The 18568-nt window shown below is 43.1% G+C and carries 15 protein-coding genes; 12 read left to right on the forward strand and 3 right to left on the reverse strand.

All coding sequences use genetic code 11. From position 1 onward, the window contains the following. The first annotated feature begins 27 nt into the window (after window positions 1–27). The 5 genes from miaB to mutL all read left to right on the forward strand — a co-directional run bounded on the left by miaB (window position 28) and on the right by mutL (window position 7713). Window positions 28–1563 (forward strand): tRNA (N6-isopentenyl adenosine(37)-C2)-methylthiotransferase MiaB, encoded by a 1536-nt coding sequence (gene miaB, locus BN1765_RS09270; protein WP_050614857.1) that lies wholly within the window; start codon window positions 28–30, stop codon window positions 1561–1563. A 2-nt stretch (window positions 1564–1565) separates the two neighbouring features. Then, complete coding sequence (locus BN1765_RS09275) at window positions 1566–1997, forward strand: YlbF/YmcA family competence regulator (RefSeq protein WP_050614858.1); 432 nt, start codon at window positions 1566–1568, stop codon at window positions 1995–1997. Between the two features lie 298 nt (window positions 1998–2295). Then, window positions 2296–2838 (forward strand): outer spore coat protein CotE, encoded by a 543-nt coding sequence (gene cotE, locus BN1765_RS09280; protein WP_050614859.1) that lies wholly within the window; start codon window positions 2296–2298, stop codon window positions 2836–2838. Window positions 2839–3031: 193 nt separating this feature from the next. Next, complete coding sequence (gene mutS, locus BN1765_RS09285; protein ID WP_050614860.1) at window positions 3032–5659, forward strand: DNA mismatch repair protein MutS; 2628 nt, start codon at window positions 3032–3034, stop codon at window positions 5657–5659. Window positions 5660–5766: 107 nt separating this feature from the next. After that, a complete protein-coding gene (gene mutL / locus BN1765_RS09290; protein ID WP_050614861.1) occupies window positions 5767–7713 on the forward strand; it encodes a DNA mismatch repair endonuclease MutL in 1947 nt (648 codons plus the stop codon). A 44-nt stretch (window positions 7714–7757) separates the two neighbouring features. Here the strand turns inward: mutL and BN1765_RS09295 are convergent, their stop codons facing one another. From BN1765_RS09295 to BN1765_RS09305, 3 genes are read right to left on the reverse strand one after another with little or no spacing between them, the layout of a single operon-like run. Then, the gene (locus BN1765_RS09295) at window positions 7758–8867 is read right to left on the reverse strand and encodes a Ger(x)C family spore germination protein (protein ID WP_050614862.1); all 1110 of its coding nucleotides are present in this window, start codon (window positions 8865–8867) and stop codon (window positions 7758–7760) included. Further along, entirely contained in the window at window positions 8857–9990 is a 1134-nt protein-coding gene (locus BN1765_RS09300) for a GerAB/ArcD/ProY family transporter (protein WP_050614863.1), read from the reverse strand. Before BN1765_RS09300 ends, BN1765_RS09295 begins: the two co-directional genes overlap by 11 nt. Further along, window positions 9987–11519: a spore germination protein gene (locus tag BN1765_RS09305; RefSeq protein WP_082195443.1), complete on the reverse strand. Its 1533-nt coding sequence runs from the start codon at window positions 11517–11519 to the stop codon at window positions 9987–9989. The genes BN1765_RS09300 and BN1765_RS09305 overlap by 4 nt, the downstream gene beginning before the upstream one ends. A gap of 211 nt (window positions 11520–11730) precedes the next feature. On the opposite strand from BN1765_RS09305, the gene miaA reads away from it, so the two are divergent. From miaA to glnA, 7 genes are all read left to right on the forward strand, one after another. Next, window positions 11731–12693, forward strand: a complete 963-nt coding sequence (miaA, locus tag BN1765_RS09310; RefSeq protein WP_147554250.1) for a tRNA (adenosine(37)-N6)-dimethylallyltransferase MiaA — start codon at window positions 11731–11733, stop codon at window positions 12691–12693. A gap of 25 nt (window positions 12694–12718) precedes the next feature. Further along, complete coding sequence (gene hfq / locus BN1765_RS09315; protein WP_050614864.1) at window positions 12719–12946, forward strand: RNA chaperone Hfq; 228 nt, start codon at window positions 12719–12721, stop codon at window positions 12944–12946. 369 nt (window positions 12947–13315) lie between these two features. Next, entirely contained in the window at window positions 13316–14254 is a 939-nt protein-coding gene (gene spoVK, locus BN1765_RS09320) for a stage V sporulation protein K (protein ID WP_050614865.1), read from the forward strand. Window positions 14255–14817: 563 nt separating this feature from the next. After that, window positions 14818–16035 (forward strand): methionine gamma-lyase family protein, encoded by a 1218-nt coding sequence (locus BN1765_RS09325; RefSeq protein WP_390621196.1) that lies wholly within the window; start codon window positions 14818–14820, stop codon window positions 16033–16035. Between the two features lie 15 nt (window positions 16036–16050). Then, the gene (locus BN1765_RS09330) at window positions 16051–16449 is read left to right on the forward strand and encodes a DUF4262 domain-containing protein (RefSeq protein WP_050614867.1); all 399 of its coding nucleotides are present in this window, start codon (window positions 16051–16053) and stop codon (window positions 16447–16449) included. A gap of 155 nt (window positions 16450–16604) precedes the next feature. Next, on the forward strand, window positions 16605–17006 hold the full coding sequence (locus BN1765_RS09335) for a MerR family transcriptional regulator (RefSeq protein ID WP_390621174.1): 402 nt from the start codon (window positions 16605–16607) through the stop codon (window positions 17004–17006). A gap of 30 nt (window positions 17007–17036) precedes the next feature. Beyond that, window positions 17037–18371: a type I glutamate--ammonia ligase gene (glnA, locus tag BN1765_RS09340; protein ID WP_050614868.1), complete on the forward strand. Its 1335-nt coding sequence runs from the start codon at window positions 17037–17039 to the stop codon at window positions 18369–18371. The last annotated feature ends 197 nt before the right edge of the window (window positions 18372–18568 follow it).

Here is an 18568-nt window from a genome sequence, read left to right on the forward strand (position 1 = left end):
TTATACTATAGAAAGGGGATCAACGTTATGAATGAAAATCAACGTAAAGAATCTCAATTATTGACACCTGAAAACCAAGACAAAAAGATTGAAAAAGATTACAGCAAATACTTTGAAAAAGTATACGAAGCCCCTTCCCTGAAAGACGCTAAGAAACGAGGGAAAGAAGCGGTCCAGTACCACAGCGATTTTACTATTCCAGAAGAGTTTAAAAATATGGGCAAAGGGCGCAAATTCCTGATCCGTACATATGGTTGCCAGATGAATGAACATGATACGGAAGTAATGGCCGGTATATTCATGGCGTTGGGCTATGAAGCCACCCTTGACGTGAATGAAGCCAATGTGATTCTGTTGAATACCTGCGCAATCCGTGAAAATGCCGAAAATAAGGTGTTTGGCGAGCTTGGTCATCTAAAGCCTCTGAAACTCGAAAAGCCTGATTTATTGATCGGTGTCTGCGGTTGCATGTCCCAGGAAGAATCAGTCGTGAACCGCATTCTGAAGAAGCATCAGTTTGTCGATATGATTTTTGGCACACATAATATCCACCGCCTGCCGAATATCCTTCATGAGGCATACCTGTCCAAAGAAATGGTCATTGAGGTATGGTCAAAGGAAGGCGATGTCATCGAAAACCTACCTAAAGTGCGCAAAGGGAAGATCAAAGCGTGGGTGAATATCATGTACGGCTGCGATAAGTTCTGTACCTATTGCATCGTGCCATATACGCGCGGAAAAGAAAGAAGCCGCCATCCGAAGGAAATAATTGACGAAGTCCGGCATCTTGCTGCACAGGGTTACCAGGAAATCACACTGCTTGGCCAGAACGTCAATGCCTACGGAAAAGATTTCAAGGATATGGATTACCGTCTGGGAGACTTAATGGATGAAATCCGCAAGATCGATATTCCGCGAGTACGTTTTACAACGAGCCATCCCCGTGATTTTGACGACCACTTAATTGAAGTGCTCGCAAAAGGCGGAAACCTCGTCGATCATATCCACTTGCCTGTACAATCAGGCAGTTCATCTGTCCTGAAGATTATGGCGCGTAAATACAATCGTGAGCAATATCTGGAGCTTGTCGCAAAAATCAAGGCGGCTATTCCTAATTTATCGTTGACTACTGACATTATCGTCGGTTATCCGAATGAAACGGAAGAACAATTCGAAGAAACACTTTCTTTATACCGGGAAGTAGGGTATGATGCTGCATATACGTATATTTACTCACCGCGTGAAGGGACACCGGCCGCTAAGATGAAAGATAATGTACCGATGAGTGTGAAGCGGGATCGCCTGCAGCGCCTCAATGCTCTTGTGAACGAAATTAGTGCAGAAAAGATGAAAGCGTATCTCGGTCAGACAGTTGAAGTATTAGTTGAAGGGGAAAGCAAGAAAAATCCTGATGTGTTGGCAGGTTATACAACTAAGAGTAAGCTGGTTAACTTCATTGGACCTAAATCTGCAATCGGGACAATCGTCAAGGTGAAAATCACCGACACGAAAACATGGTCTTTAAACGGAGAAATGGTGGAAGAAACAGTAGAGGTGAGATAGGGATGGCACAATACTCAAAAGATGATTTAATCAAGAAAGCGGAAGAATTGGCGAAGATGATTGCCGAAACGGAGGAAGTGGATTTTTTTAAACGTGCAGAAGCGCAAATCCACGAAAACAAACGGGTCCGCGAACTGATTGCAAGCTTGAAGAGCCTGCAAAAACAGTCCATTAATTTCGAGCATTACGGCAAGGAAAATGCCTATAAGCATGTGAAGGATAAAATCAATGCGATTGAAGCGGAAATCGACAGCATACCTGTTGTCCAAGAGTTCAAGGAATCGCAAGGGGATGTCAATGAATTGCTGCAAATGGTATCTTCCGCTATTTCCAATAAGGTGACTGACTTGATTATCGCATCGACCGACGGCGATGTATTGCGTGGCGAAACAGGTTCGCAAGTACGCAATACACAGCATTCCAGCTGTTCATAATAAAAGACTTGTCGGCACTGACCGCCAAGAGAACATACAATCAACAGGAAAGGCCCTGCATTGCTTAGCAGGGCCTTTTCTACGTCCATTCAAACACATTTCTATTCTATTGAAGAAACGTATATAAAGAAAAGGGCGTATATAAGAGAAAGACATTGGGTGGAAAAGCACTTTCTGGCCTGTTGGGCATACAATAAATTATAAAAATGCCTATAACATATGTTGAAATAAATAATGCTCACACTAGTCTTTTAACACGCATAGGATGGAATGAAACTGAATGAGGAGGGTTCGCTGCATGTCACATTACAGAGAGATTATAACAAAGGCAGTGGTTGCTAAAGGACGGAAATTCACCAAGTCCAATGAAACTATTTGTCCTGAACATCAACCTTCGAGCATTCTCGGTTGCTGGATTATCAATCACCACTATACAGCGAAAAAAGTTGGGAAAACGGTTCAGATCAATGGCAGCTTCGATGTAAGCATCTGGTACTCGTATAATAAGAATACGAAAACAGCTGTGAAAACGGAAAAAGTCCAATATACGGATGTTGTCAATCTTCGGTACCGCGACCCAAATTATAATGATGATCGAGAAATTATTGTAAAAGTAGTTCAACAGCCGAATTGCATAGAAGCTTGCATATCCACAGACGGCCATAAGGTTGAAGTGGAAGTTGAAAGAGAGTTCTTCGTGGAAGTCGTCGGAGAAACAAAAGTATGCGTAGCCGTCAGCTCCGATTGCGCTTGTGATGATGAGGATTGGTTCAACGATGTAGATGATGATGAATTAGATGAAATTAATACAGAGTTCATCATTGATTGCAATGAATCGTAAGCTTAGCAGACTAGGAAGAGTCCTTCCTAGTTTTTTGTTTTTACATTCCTTTATGAAAGTCGGTAGGGCAGTGAACGCTTACTGGGTGGGCGGCAATTGCTTCTTACCATACTTTATATAACGAAGGTTGCCGGTGGAGTATGTTATAATAAGTAGAAACTATTTAATTTGTCTTGAAAGGTTTTGAAGAAAGATGGCTACATATACGCCAATGATTATGCAATATCTACAGATAAAGGCAGATTACCAAGATGCCTTTTTATTTTTCCGTTTAGGCGATTTTTATGAAATGTTCTTCGAAGATGCGATTAAAGCATCCCAGGAGCTAGAAATTACATTAACGAGCAGAGCGGGAGGCGGCGAAGAGCGCATACCGATGTGTGGCGTCCCTTTCCACTCTGCCTCGAATTATATCGATACACTCATTGAAAAAGGGTATAAAGTAGCTGTTTGCGAACAGGTAGAAGACCCGCGTGAAGTGAAGGGGATGGTTAAGCGGGAAGTGGTCCAGTTGATCACTCCGGGAACCGTTATGCAGGGCCGCGGCATTGATGAGAAAGAAAACAACTATGTCGGCACCATTACCTGTTTTGAAGACGGTACATTCGGCTTCGCCTTTGCTGATCTGTCTACCGGTGAGAACAAAGTGACCTTATTGCCGGATTCATTCACTGATGTAGTGAATGAAGTGACGGCTTTATCCATTAAAGAAGTAATCGTAGCAAGCGATTTTCCGGAAGAACTGAAGCTTGAGCTTTCCCAACGGGTCAATCTGGTCTTTTCGGTCGAAGACGACTGCAGCCCGGAAGACAGCTATTCTACGATAACAGCTGATCTGAACCAGGATAAGTTTCTTTCAACGATAAGCCGGTTGCTGCGCTATTTGTTTAAGACGCAGAAACGAAGCCTTGACCATATCCAGCCATGCGAGACATATGAAACGAATGCTTACTTGAAAATCGACTATCATAGCAAACGTAATCTTGAATTGACTGAAACAATCCGTTCTAAGAGCAAGCATGGATCGCTTCTTTGGCTGTTGGATGAAACAAAGACTGCCATGGGCACCCGGATGCTGAAGCAGTGGGTGGACCGTCCGTTGCTGTCGGTAGCGGAAATAACGAAAAGGCAAGCATTGGTGCAAGTCCTCCTAGATCACTATTTCCCGCGCGAGGAGCTAAGGGAAACGCTGAAACAAGTATATGACTTGGAGCGGTTGTCAGGGCGGGTGGCCTTCGGCAATGTAAATGCCCGCGATTTGATATCATTGAAAAAGTCATTGCAGCAGGTTCCGCAGATTGTGCAGGTGCTGCAAAGCATTCAGGACACGGTCCTCGAGGAATATATCGACCAATTGGATCCGTGCGAGGAAGTAGCCGAGCTTTTAGAGACGGCGCTGGTGGACAATCCGCCGTTATCGACCAAGGAAGGCAATATGATCAGAGATGGATATGATGATATGCTGGACCAGTACCGTGACGCCAGCACCAACGGCAAGAGCTGGATTGCCGCCCTGGAAAAACAGGAGCGTGAAAAAACAGGCATCAAGTCTCTGAAAGTTGGCTTCAACCGCGTGTTTGGCTATTATATCGAAGTGACAAAAGCCAATGTGCATCTTTTGCCGGAAGGCCGTTATGATCGCAAGCAGACTTTAGCGAACGCTGAGCGCTATATAACACCTGAATTAAAGGAAAAAGAAGCACTGATCCTTGAAGCGGAAGAGAAAATGATCGATTTGGAATATACCATTTTTGCAACGCTGCGTGAAAAAGTGAAAACCTATATCCCTAGACTGCAGGCATTGGCGAAAGTGCTGAGCGAGCTAGACGTTCTTCAATGTTTTGCGACTGTCAGTGAAAACCGGCATTATTGCCGGCCAATCTTCAATAAAGACCGCAAAATTGCTATCTGTAACGGTCGCCATCCTGTTGTTGAAAAAGTGATGCAAAAGCAACAGTACGTGCCGAACGATTGTTTTATGGACGAAGGGCGCGATATTCTGCTGATCACCGGCCCGAATATGTCCGGTAAAAGTACGTATATGCGCCAGGTTGCACTTATGGCAGTCCTTGCGCAGATAGGTTGCTTTGTGCCGGCAGACCGCGCTGAGCTGCCTGTGTTCGATCAAATATTCACACGCATCGGCGCCGCAGATGACTTGATTTCCGGACAGAGTACCTTTATGGTCGAAATGCTAGAGGCGAACCATGCAATCGCCCATGCCACCCAAAACAGCCTGATTCTTTTCGACGAAATTGGGCGCGGTACTTCCACATACGATGGAATGGCTCTTGCGCAGGCGATTATCGAACACATCCATGAGAAAATCGGCGCCAAGACGCTATTCTCGACACACTATCATGAGTTGACATCGCTTGATGCGACGCTGAAACAACTCAGCAATGTCCATGTATCAGCCATCGAACAAAATGGCGCCGTCGTTTTTCTGCATAAAATTAAAGAAGGCGCCGCTGATAAAAGTTACGGAATCCATGTTGCCCAGTTAGCGGGATTGCCAAAAGGATTAATCAGCCGGGCGAATGAGTTGCTTCAACAGTTTGAGGGCAACGAAAGCCAAATGGTTGCTTCCGCAAGCAGCAGCCGAAAAGAAATGCCTGAAGCAACAGCGGTGCAGCCAATCCGTGAAGAAGAAGCGCAGCTATCCTTTTTTCAGCCAGAAGAGCCAAAGAAAGTGGACAAACCTTCCAAGCAGGATCTTGCATGGATTTCTAAACTGAAGTCGTTAAATATTTTGGAAATGACGCCTTTGGATGCAATGAACGCCTTATATGAATTGCAGAAACAGGCCAAAAAGCATTAAATCTTTTCCCATAAAGCATCATTCATAAGTAGATGCCTCGCTTGCCGGGCTTTGTACATCGGGCCGGCAAGCGGCTAGTCATTATAATCGGAAAGGAGAGAAACCGTATGGCTAAAATTGTCCAATTGAGTGATGCCCTGTCCAATATGATTGCTGCTGGTGAAGTGGTGGAACGACCTGCTTCCGTGGTGAAAGAATTGGTGGAGAACAGCATCGATGCCAACAGTACGATCATAGAAATCGAAGTGGAAGAAGCAGGTTTGCAAAGGATCACTATTACAGATAATGGCGATGGAATTGAAGCGGAAGATATCCGCCGGGCGTTCGATCGGCATGCAACCAGCAAAATCAAGAATGAACAGGATCTATTCAGGATCCATACATTGGGTTTCCGGGGAGAAGCCCTGCCGAGCATCGCTTCGGTCTCCCGATTGGTGATCGAAAGTTCAACAGGGGATGGCCCGGGAACAAAGGTAGAACTGGAAGGCGGCAAAGAAATTGGTTCGGCCTCAAGCCCAGCAAGGAAGGGAACGGAAATAACGGTTTCCGATTTGTTCTTCAACACGCCTGCCCGGCTTAAGTACGTTAAGACCATTCATACCGAGCTTGGCAATATTTCCGATGTAGTCAATCGCTTAGCATTAGCACATCCGCAAATCGCGTTCAAGTTGAGCCATAATGGCAAAACATTGCTCCAAACAAATGGGAACGGCGATGTAAGAGCTGTTCTGGCAGCTATATACGGCTTTAATCTAGCCAAGAAAATGATTCCAATTCGAGCGGAATCCCTCGATTTTTCGATAGAGGGGTATATCTCCTATCCAGAAAGCACGCGGGCTTCCCGCAATTATATCTCGCTGATGGTCAATGGCCGCTATATCAAAAATTATCTGTTGACGAAAGCGATTATGGACGGATATCATACTCTGTTGCCGGTCGGCAGATATCCGATCGTCCTGCTTGATATTAAAATGGATCCGATATTAGTCGATGTCAATGTACATCCTGCTAAACTCGAAGTACGTTTGAGCAAGGAACAGGAATTGATGGAACTGATTACCGCCACGATTATTCAGGAGTTCAAGAAAAAGGTGCTCATTCCGTCGAATGAACAGGAAAAAAGGGTCAAGGCACCAAAACCAGAACAGGTATCTTTCACATTGGAGCATCGGACAGAGCCTGAAGAAGAGTCTCCAAAAGAAAGCAGGGTTCCTCTATTTAATAAAGAAGCGACGGTAATCATGGAAAGCACAGCCGCAGAAGATGCAAGGCCTTGGAATATGCCGTCCTCTATTCCTGTACAAATGCCTGTGCAAACGGATCGGAAGCCTGAAAACATTGACGAGGACAAAGAGAGTGCTTCAGTCATGGAGGAAATCTTCATTCCAGACGAAGAACCTGCCGATATACCGGTTGCAGACCAGATGGAGACTGCAGAAGAACCGGAGAGAGAACGGACGGAAGCGGTAAGCAGAATCCCGACCTTGTATCCGATCGGCCAGCTGCACGGTACCTATATATTGGCCCAAAATGAAAAAGGGTTATATATGATTGACCAGCATGCTGCCCAAGAGCGGATCAAATATGAGTTTTTCCGGGAAAAAGTCGGCGAAGTCACCAATGATATGCAGGATTTGCTTGTACCGATCACTCTGCAATATTCCACGGACGAATGTATTAAAATCCAGGAAAACCTGCATTTATTGCAGGAGGTTGGCATCTATCTGGAAGATTTCGGCCATAATGCTTTCATCGTGCGTACGCACCCGCAATGGTTTCCGAGCGGTGATGAACAGGAAATGATTGAAAGCATCATTGACCAATTATTGCAGATGAAAAAAGTCGATGTGAAGAAACTCCGTGAAGAAGCGGCAATTTTGATGAGCTGCAAGGCAAGCATAAAGGCCAATCACCATCTCCGCAATGACGAAATCTTCTCGCTGTTGAACCAGCTTCGCAACAGTTCCGACCCATTTACCTGCCCGCACGGTAGACCGATTATCATTCATTATTCGACCTATGACATCGAGAAAATGTTCAAAAGGGTAATGTGAAAAAGCGTGAAGGTTCCCCATTGCAAGGAAACCTTCACGCTTTTTTAATCGATTAATCCGTGTTTTTTGATGGTAACATCGACAACTGCTTTGATGTCGGCTTCGCGGTATGCTCCGTCCTTCCATTTCAAGCGTTTGAATTGGTCGTATTCGAACGAATGGAGCTGCTGGCCGATTCCTAGTCCGTCACTGTCTGCTTTCTGCAGTTTCTTTATAACCTTATTGGCTTTTTTTGTTAAGTCTTCGCTAATTTTCTTTTTAAGGTATTCTTCTTTTTTTGCTACATTGTATTTCGGGGATTCGATCACTTCAACATCGAGATGCAATTTTATTTTTCCTGCTACTTTTCCATTTTTGATATGGACATCCATTTTCCGCTTTGATTTCAAAACAGTCACCGTTACATAATTTTTGATATGCGGCTTGTTGCCAGCCGCCGTTTTCACAACGATATTTGGCTGGGATTTACTGTTGTTTTTATTCATCAAATTATACAACATACTTTCCGGCGAATTTAAATGCTGTCCTGTATATTTATCATCCTTAAATACCGCAAGACCATCAAGAACAGGGGTTTTATCCTTGGATTTCATGAAATAGGGAACAAGAAGATCATATCCTTTATTATGGAAAATCCGCGACCCTTTTAATAGATTGACATGTGGCAAAACGCCGCTTTTCACATGTGCTTTGATCACTTTTGCGTAATAATTGCCGGGTATTTTTTCATTAGGGATGTCTGCGGTAATATAGGACTTGGCTTCTCCATCCACCACCATTAAATACGGATTGATCGGATTATACGGTGCCCTGACAAAAATATCGAGATATGGATAGATGCCATCTTCCTTGGCGGTTTTTTCTCCGAATAAGACTACTTTAATTTTGGAGGTATCCATTATTTCGACAACTTTGTCATTTGCAAGTAAAGATAGCTCCCGGACGGTGTGTCCATGAACGGTGGTGATGATTCCGGATTGTGGATAAACGGGCGATGCCGGTGTTCCATATGTACCAATCAGTTTCCCGTCTTTTTTATCATAGCCTACTGAGAGTGCAAAGCTTGTATCCTTTATTAATTTTTCATCCCAGCAGCCTGAAGTAAAGGCAAGGGAGACCATCAGGATGAGTAAACATATTTTTTTATGTCTCATTAGCTGTCATTCCTTTTTGTTTTCCTTTTCTAAACAGTAGCAGAAGGGCTGTCAGCATGGGAACCAGGACTATTACAAAATAGGAGTAGTAGCTTTTAATTTGATTGAATACAGTAAAAAATTCTTTGGTTGCAAACAAATTCATGATTACGGCGCATATAAAGATGAGAATTGAGACCGGCAGCAAATAATGGTTATGGTGGTTTTTATGGTTCAGCTTGCTTAGTCCCAGACAGCCTATAAAAAGGAAACAGATATAGGAAGTGGCCATTAATAGAGACCAAGCGGCTATAAAGAACACTTCGATACGCTCAAGCACATTGAAATGCATCGGCACAATAAAGTATATGACTGCATTTACGACATTTTTGGCTGCGTTTGGAAAATACAGATAAACGAACACCGTTGTTAATAAATACAATGAACATACAAACCAAATGCTGATATTAGCAAGCTTAAGTAAGCGGGCCTTATTCTTTTTTGCCGATTGGACAAAAGGATGGATAAACAGGAATATTTCAAACCCGGCAAATGCGGTGAAACCATCCTTGGATGCTTTTAATATATTCCATATGCCTGCTTCGCCAACAGGAAGTATATGATGGTAATTCAATTCATTTAGATCCCAGAACATGAAATACAGCATCGTTAAAATAATGACAATCGAAATGGTTAAAAACCGTCCAATCGTCAGAAGGTCGCCCATGAGAATATAATATCCCACAAAAATCAGCAGTAAAGCCATGAACCAGAAGGGTGTCCGGTAATAATTCCATAATTTTAAGATCGATGTACATTGATAGATGAAATGGATGCTGTACATGATATAGTAGACCACTAACAGGATGTTCAGGCATTTGCCGGCAAAAGCCCCAAACACATCAACGATAATATCGAATAGTGTGGAGTCCGGATATTTCTTGATGATGAAGTAATAAAGCAAAACTAATAGCTGTACATAAATACCGGCCAGAATGACGGAAATCCATCCATCATGGCCGGCGGTTTTACCCAATAGATGAGGCAGCCCAAGTATGGTAAGCCCTACCTGAGAATGAATCATGAAGAAAAAGAACTGTGATTGAGAAATCTGGTCAGAAGGCAAAAAATTTTTTTCGTTCATTTCTTTTTCCACCACCTAGAGAAGCGTTCGCGAACTTTATTTTTTGTCAACGTCTCCGCAGGACGTGAGTTCATTGTGAAAATAGGTGTGCGGATGATTGTGTCCTTAAGCTCCTTCAATCTTAAAGGCGCAAATGGAGTCAAATAAGGAATGCCGAACGGCCGTAGTTTGCATAAATGGCCGAGTAGCAGGACAATGCCGATCATAATGCCGTAAATGCCGAGTATGGAGGAGAGAAACATGAACGGAAAACGTAGAATGCGTACAGTTGCACTCATTTCAGGGTTCGGAATCACAAAGGAAGAAATGGCGGTCAATGCAACCACCACCACCATTAAGTTGGAAACCAATCCAGCTTTAACAATGGCATCTCCAATGACCAAACCGCCGACTATGCCGATTGTCGGCCCAATCTTGGTCGGCAACCGCAATGTGGCTTCACGAATCAGCTCAATGAAAATTTCGACAATGACTGCTTCGACTAAAGGCCTGTATGGAATGCTGTTCACCGATTCCTTTACAGTGAAAATCAGGCTTTGCGGGATGACTTCATAATGGAAGCCGATAATGGCAATGTAAAAAGCAGGCAGCAAAATGGCGGTGAAAAACGCAGCGAAGCGGATAAACCGGTTGAAAGATGCCACCATAACTCTCACGTTATAATCTTCCGGCGACTGAAAAAAGGAAGTGAAAGTGGCTGGCAGGATGGAGGCGTATGGATCGCCGTCCAATAGGAGGGCAATCCGGCCTTCCATAATACTTCCTATTGTCCGGTCGACCCGTTCGGTTGTCATCGTTTGTGAAAAAGGAGTGAGACTATAATCTTCGACAAAGGCTTCCAACACTGCCAGGCTGAAAACCGAATCCACATCGATACTTTTAATCCTTTCCTCGATCATCTGGACAAGATCCTCATTAGCAACATTATTCAAATATAGGATTGCTGCCGTTTTTTTAGCTTCCTTTCCGACTTCGATCTGTTTGACAGTCAAGTTTGGCGAAACAAGCCCCTTCCGCAGCATAAAAAGGTTCGTTTGCAGGGACTCGATATAGCCTGCATGAGAACCCCTGACAACGTTTTCGGAAGACGGCATTTCAACTTGCCTGCCATCGGACCGTTGTGCCATAAAAGCATAAGGCGTTTGATTGCCCTCGAAAAGCAATAAAACAAACCCTGTTAATAAATGTGTAATAACTTCAGATGGGATGTTTTCGCCTTCTATCTTTTCTAAGGTAAAATTAGGCGACTCATAAAGGGGGTATTGGCTGTTTAATAAATCATCCAATACCGTTTGGATAACGTTATTGTCGGCAAGGCTGTATAAGTATACAAGTTTGGCCTGTTTGTCTTGCAGTGTCAGGTCCCTGACCAAAAGGTCATCGCTATTATTGACAGCGTTTTTTATTTCCTTGACGTTCTGTTCCAGATCATCAGTGATTGCTAATTCTACTTTATCCATCTCTGCTGTCGTTTTTGTCTCCGGCTTTTGTGGTTTTTGCTTTTTCGTTTTGAAAAACGGGAACTGCATTTTTTTCACCTGCTTTTTTATATGACTGATTGTTAGTATGCAATTCTAAATGGGAAAATATTAGTGTTTTTCAAGTTTTAAAAGGATTGGTTATGGGAATAACTTAATTGGAAATGGCCATTTTTAAAAATAACCATGATTGAAAACCCTCGATATCTACACTTCTGCTGGCAATCTTGTGATACTATATAAGCAAATAGAAATAAGGCAGTTGAATAATGTGACTAAACAAAAACTAATATGTATCATGGGACCGACTGCAGTCGGAAAAACGCGCTTGAGCATTGATTTGGCAAAGGCGTTTTCCGGGGAAATCATCAGCGGCGATTCCATGCAGGTATATAAGGGGATGGACATAGGGACGGCTAAAATCACAGCGGCTGAGATGGAAGGCATCCCCCATCATATGATTGACATCAAGAATCCGGACGAACCTTTTAACGTGGCTCAGTTTCAGGAGCTTGTGAGTTCAGCGATTAAAGAGATTAGCGGCAGAGGCAAATTGCCAATCATTGTCGGGGGGACTGGATTATACATAGAGGCTGTCCTGCAGCAATATACATTCTCTGAATCAGTAAGCGATCCGTTGTATAGAGAACGATTGGAGGCATTGGCAGAAACGGAAGGTGTTGAAAAGGTCCATTCCATGCTTCGGGAGGTCGATCCTGCCAGTGCGGAATCCATCCATCCCAATAATGTCCGGAGGGTAATCCGCGCCTTGGAAATTTTTCACTGCACAGGCCGTACAATGACCGAACAGCTTAAGAAACAGAAAAAGGAATATGTATATGACGCCGCATTGATCGGCTTGAATATAGCAAGAGATACCTTATATAAACGGATTGATGAACGTGTGGACCAAATGGTCGACCAAGGTCTGGTGGACGAAGTAAGAGCTCTTTATGACCAGGGCTTAAGGGAATGCCAATCGATCCAGGCGATCGGATATAAGGAATTGTATGCCTATTTTGATGGCTTCGTATCATTCGAGGATGCAATTGAACAATTGAAACAAAATTCAAGGCGTTATGCAAAACGGCAGTTGACTTGGTTCCGCAATAAAATGGATCTTGAGTGGTTCATGATGGATGAGGAAGACTATTCAAAAAAAGTTCAGGAAATACTTGCTTATATTGAAGGAAAGTTGTCATTAGAGGCGAATAATAAACAATAGAGTATAATGAGGAGGATCTGTTGCAATGAAAACATCTGTTAATATTCAAGACCAATTTTTGAATCAGCTACGAAAAGAAGGTACGTATGTAACCGTATTTCTGTTGAATGGTTTTCAAATAAGAGGCCAAATCAAAGGCTTTGATAATTTTACTGTTTTGTTTGAAAGTGAAGGCAAGCAACAGCTCGTTTTTAAACATGCCATTTCAACATTTGCACCGCAGCGCAATGTCCAAATTAACTTTGAAGCGTAATCACAAAGGACAAAAATAAGGAATAAAGAAATAAAGAGGCACCAAAAAACAGACATCTAAAGTCTGTTTTTTTGTTGTGCCTAAATCTTCCTAAAAAATAGACTGTTCAGGGGCAAGCGGGAATATATATAAATAGGCAAACTATTTCTTGGGAAAGCGCAAAATCTGACAAGTTCCTGTTTGTACATGCAACCATTGTCGTAACTGCCCGTTATTTAGAAGCAAGTTCATTTTTTCGCCATATTGCATCAAGGTAAACGCCAAGAAGGGTTGGATGTTGCCGGTTTATGTCGAGCGCAACATCTGGGAAATGGAATGCTAAGTTAGATTTCCGGCATGTTGCGGAGTTGTGATTGAGGGGTGTCTAATATGAGTGATTCTAAAAATAAAAGAAATAATGCGCAAATCAATATCGTAATTTCCAATCAAAAACGCAAGAAAATCACCAAGGAACCGCCGATGCAAGAACATTTAGCCCAAGAGATACCTGGCCACCACCAAGAACTGAAGCAAATCGAAAAAGAGCTGGATGTATTAATCGGCATGGAGGAAATGAAAAAAATCATCAAACAAATATACGCCTGGATCTATGTGAACAAAAAGAGGGAAGAACAGGGACTGAAGGCTGAGAAACAAGCCTTACATATGATGTTTAAGGGGAATCCTGGAACAGGCAAGACAACGGTTGCTAGATTAATCGGGAAATTATTCCTCAAAATGAATGTCCTAAGCAAAGGCCATCTGATTGAAGCTGAAAGAGCCGATCTTGTAGGGGAATATATCGGCCATACGGCGCAAAAAACAAGAGATCTCATCAAGAAAGCGATCGGCGGGATTTTGTTCATCGATGAAGCTTATTCATTGGGGAGAGGAGGGGAAAAGGATTTCGGGAAAGAAGCCATTGATACGCTGGTAAAGCATATGGAAGACCGCCACCATGAATTTATACTCATCCTTGCCGGCTATTCAGCAGAGATGGTAGAATTCCTGTCTCTGAATCCAGGGTTGCATTCCCGCTTTCCGATCGTGGTGGATTTTCCGGATTATACAGTAGACCAACTGATGGATATTGCGTCGTTGCTCCTGAAGGAAAAGGAATACCAGTTCAGCAAAGAAGCGGAAAAGCAATTCGAGCAGCATTTGCTGGAATTAAAGAACGTATGGAGTCCGATTAGTTTTTCGAATGGCCGCTATGTAAGAAACGCCATTGAGAAATCGATTCGCTCCCAAGCGATGAGGCTTCTTTTGAGCGATATGTACGATAAGAAGGAACTACAGACGATCAGGTCGCAGGATTTGCAATTTTAAGCAATAAGCTTTAAGGAGAGCGGCGCTTATTTTGTAATGTAGACCACTTCTCGATTGTTCGATATGCCGCTGAAGATTTATTTGAGCCTGACCATTATATAGATCGTAACCTCCTCAACTTAAGCCGATTGATGAGTGACTGGATGACATTATTCCTTGCCAACTGGCGCTAAAACCCCCACTTCAACACACAAGTAAAGACAAAGAAGAGAAAGTGGGAGGTCAAGCGCCAGGAAGTATTTGAATGGAAGACGGGGCAGCAAAAGCTGTCTCTTTTTTGTATGCTAAAATGTGACAATGTATAAGTTCTTACTAAACTATGTTCTAAATTATCAATAAGTATAATACACATTATTTTTCTTTTTAAATATCTAAATCGAAAACACGACCATGCTTTCAAAGCCTTCCAAAAATCACCCAGGTGAAGAAATCCTTCGCATAAGGTGAATTCCTGGCTGTTACAGTGTACAATAGGAGAGGTTATGAATAGGAAATAGATAGGAGTCATTTGAATGTATCAAGATTTAACGTATGGAAAAGCATTGCAAGCGATTAGTGAAAGAATGGAAGGCAAGTTGGCGCCTTTACATAAAAAAGTGGACCGAAATGTAGAATTGAACCAATACCGTGTTTTGAAAAGCTTCCAGAATCATAAAGTGAGCGATTCACATTTTATTCCGACGACTGGATACGGATATGACGATCTTGGGAGAGATACGCTTGAAAAAGTATATGCCGAAGTGTTCGGTGGGGAAGCTGGGTTGGTCCGGCCTCAAATCATCTCGGGCACCCATGCCATCTCCACGTCTCTTTTCGGCGTTCTGCGGCCCGGCGATGAATTGATCTATATTACCGGCAAGCCTTACGATACGCTTGAGGAAATCGTAGGAATCCGCGGCAGCGGCAAAGGATCTTTAAAGGAATACCAGATTGGCTATAAATCGATCGATTTACTGGAAGATGGAACTGTGGATTTCGAGAAAGTCCGGAAGGCGATTTCGCCGAAAACAAAAATGATCGGCATTCAGCGCTCTAAAGGCTATGCTTCGCGCCCTTCTTATACCATTGCAGAAATCAAAGAAATGATTCAATTTGTTAAAGAAATTAAAAGAGACGTCGTTGTGTTCGTTGATAATTGCTATGGCGAATTTGTGGAAACATTGGAACCATGCCATGTCGGAGCGGATTTAATGGCCGGTTCTCTCATAAAAAATCCAGGTGGTGGACTGGCCAAGACTGGCGGCTATATCGTCGGCAGAGAAGACTTGGTGGAATTGTGCGCCTATAGGCTGACATCCCCTGGCATCGGGGCGGAGGCGGGTGCTTCCCTCTATTCGCTGCAAGAAATGTATCAAGGCTTCTTTATGGCGCCGCATATTGTCGGCCAAGCACTGAAAGGGGCACAATTCACTTCTGCTATTCTTGAAGAAGTAGGGATGAAGACATTTCCTGCCTGGGATGCCGAACGCACGGATTTGATCCAGGCTGTGCAATTTGATGACCGCGATCTTATGGTTACTTTTTGCCAGGCGATTCAATTCGCCTCGCCGATCAATTCCCATTTCACTCCTTATCCGAATTACATGCCTGGCTATGAGGATGATGTCATAATGGCTGCAGGCACTTTCATCCAGGGAGCGAGCATTGAGTTAACGGCGGATGGCCCACTGCGTCCTCCTTACATTGCATATGTACAGGGCGGCTTGACTTATGAGCATGTAAAAGCAGCCATTTTGATCGCACTGAATTCTTTATTGGAAAAAGGGCATATTACGCTCTAAACAGGAGGGAAAGGCATGGAGGAAAAAATTGTGTTGACTGAAGAACAGCAAAGGCTATTGGATAAGCAGGGCTGGTTCTATGAATATAAGGAAGTGGACAAACCATTAGCAGATATCGCAACAAGAGGGATGCGGGAAAACCTGAACCACGAAGATCTTCAGATTGTCCTTGCAATCGGGAAAGAGATGGCCGAATTGATCCTGGACACAGTCATCGCTAATATCAAAGATGGCTATAAGTACCGCGAAGGGCTCTGGAATAATGTAATCGAAGATACAGTGGTGGAATTCAAAAGAGTAAGAAGCGGAGACCGTTCTCTTTTGCGCTTGGTACTCCCGGATTCTGAAGGGCGTTTTCCGGAAGATGAGGGTTGCCAATATCCATACTGCGAGCAGTATAAAGCTATAGATTAACGAACGAAGTGCACATGAAGATGTGCACTTTTTTTAGATAGAAAAGAAAAACGAATGATTAGAAAAGAATTTAATGTCAGAAAACCTTACATTTGTTTGACAATATTGTTTACGTGGAATAGAATGAAAATAACAATAAGTGAGGAGGGAAAGTTTTGGATAGTAAAAATATCCGAAGATCCATGCCGCTTTTTCCCATCAGTATCGTTATGCAGCTCACAGAATTGTCAGCCCGCCAAATCCGTTATTATGAAGAGCATGGCCTTATCGCCCCTGCCCGAACAGAAGGGAATAAGCGGATCTTTTCCCTGAATGATATCGATACATTGCTCGAGATCAAAGAATTGCTGGAGCAAGGCGTAAATATGGCAGGCATTAAGAAAGTGTTTGCAGTTAAAGAAGAAGCATCTATACAAGAAACATCCATAAAACAAGAAACAGTGAAACAAGAATTGACGGACAGAGAACTGAGACAATTATTAAGGGCAGATTTGTTGCACAACAGCAAAAATCGCTCGATGCTGCGTCAAGGAGATATGTCCAGATTCTTTCATTAAGAAGAGGAAAAGAAACAGGAGGAAACGAACATGGCAAAATATTCACGCGAAGATATTATGAAATTGGCTAAAGAAGAAAATGTTAAGTATATCCGCCTGCAATTCACGGATATTCTAGGTACAATTAAAAATGTAGAGATACCAGTAAGTCAATTAACAAAAGCATTGGATAATAAAATGATGTTCGACGGTTCTTCCATCGAAGGATTTGTCCGCATTGAAGAATCAGACATGTACTTGTATCCGGATTTAGACACATGGGTAATCTTCCCTTGGACTTCTGAAAAAGGTAAAGTAGCCCGATTGATTTGTGATATCTATAATACAGATGGCACACCATTCCTCGGCGATCCACGCAATAACTTGAAACGAATGCTGAATGAAATGAAAAAAATGGGCTTTACGAACTTCAATGTTGGCCCTGAACCTGAATTCTTCTTGTTCAAATTGGACGAAAAAGGCGAACCAACACTTGAATTAAATGATAAAGGCGGCTATTTTGACCTAGCCCCAACAGACCTAGGAGAAAATTGCCGACGCGATATCGTGCTTGAACTGGAAGAAATGGGCTTTGAAATTGAAGCATCCCACCATGAAGTGGCTCCAGGGCAACACGAAATCGATTTTAAATATGCCGATGCTGTAACGGCTTGCGACTACATCCAAACATTTAAGTTGGTTGTTAAAACGATTGCCCGTAAACACGGACTTCATGCGACATTCATGCCGAAACCATTGTTCGGCGTTAATGGATCCGGTATGCACTGTAACGTATCCCTGTTTAACGGCAAAGACAATGTATTCTATGACAAAGAAGGCAGCCTTGAATTAAGCGATACAGCCCGCCAATTCATCGCCGGTGTCATTAAACATGCACCACACTTTACAGCTGTGACAAACCCGACCGTCAATTCATACAAACGGTTAGTACCAGGTTACGAAGCGCCTTGTTATGTTGCATGGTCAGCCAAAAACCGCAGCCCGCTCGTACGTATCCCTGCTTCCCGTGGCTTAAGCACACGTGTTGAAGTTCGCAGTGTTGATCCGGCAGCTAACCCGTATTTAGCAGTAGCCGTATTGCTTGCAGCAGGCTTGAGCGGAATTAAAGATAACCTTACACCGCCTAAAGCAATCGACCGCAATATCTATGTCATGTCAAAAGAAGAACGCGTTGAAGCAGGCATCACTGACCTGCCATCCACATTGTATGCAGCGCTTGAAAGCTTAAAACAAGACGAAGTCATCTGCGAAGCACTTGGCGATCATCTGCTGGAACATTTCATTGAAGCAAAAGAGATTGAATGGGATATGTTCCGCACGCAGGTCCACCCTTGGGAGAGAGAACAATACATGACCATGTATTGATAGAGGGAACCCTTGATACCATTGGTATTGAGGGTTTTTTATTTTTGGGGGTTTTTTATAAATTTGCTGGTGATATGTTTCGCACCCACATTACACCCACTTTTAATTCAAAATACCCTTAGTGTATTCCTCGAATTTATCAATTCTCTCTTCCTCAATTTTATCGGATATATGAGAATAAACATCGGCGGTAATTT

Origin of the sequence: Bacillus testis, assembly GCF_001243895.1 — a bacterium.
Taxonomy (GTDB): domain Bacteria; phylum Bacillota; class Bacilli; order Bacillales; family DSM-1321; genus Bacillus_AD; species Bacillus_AD testis.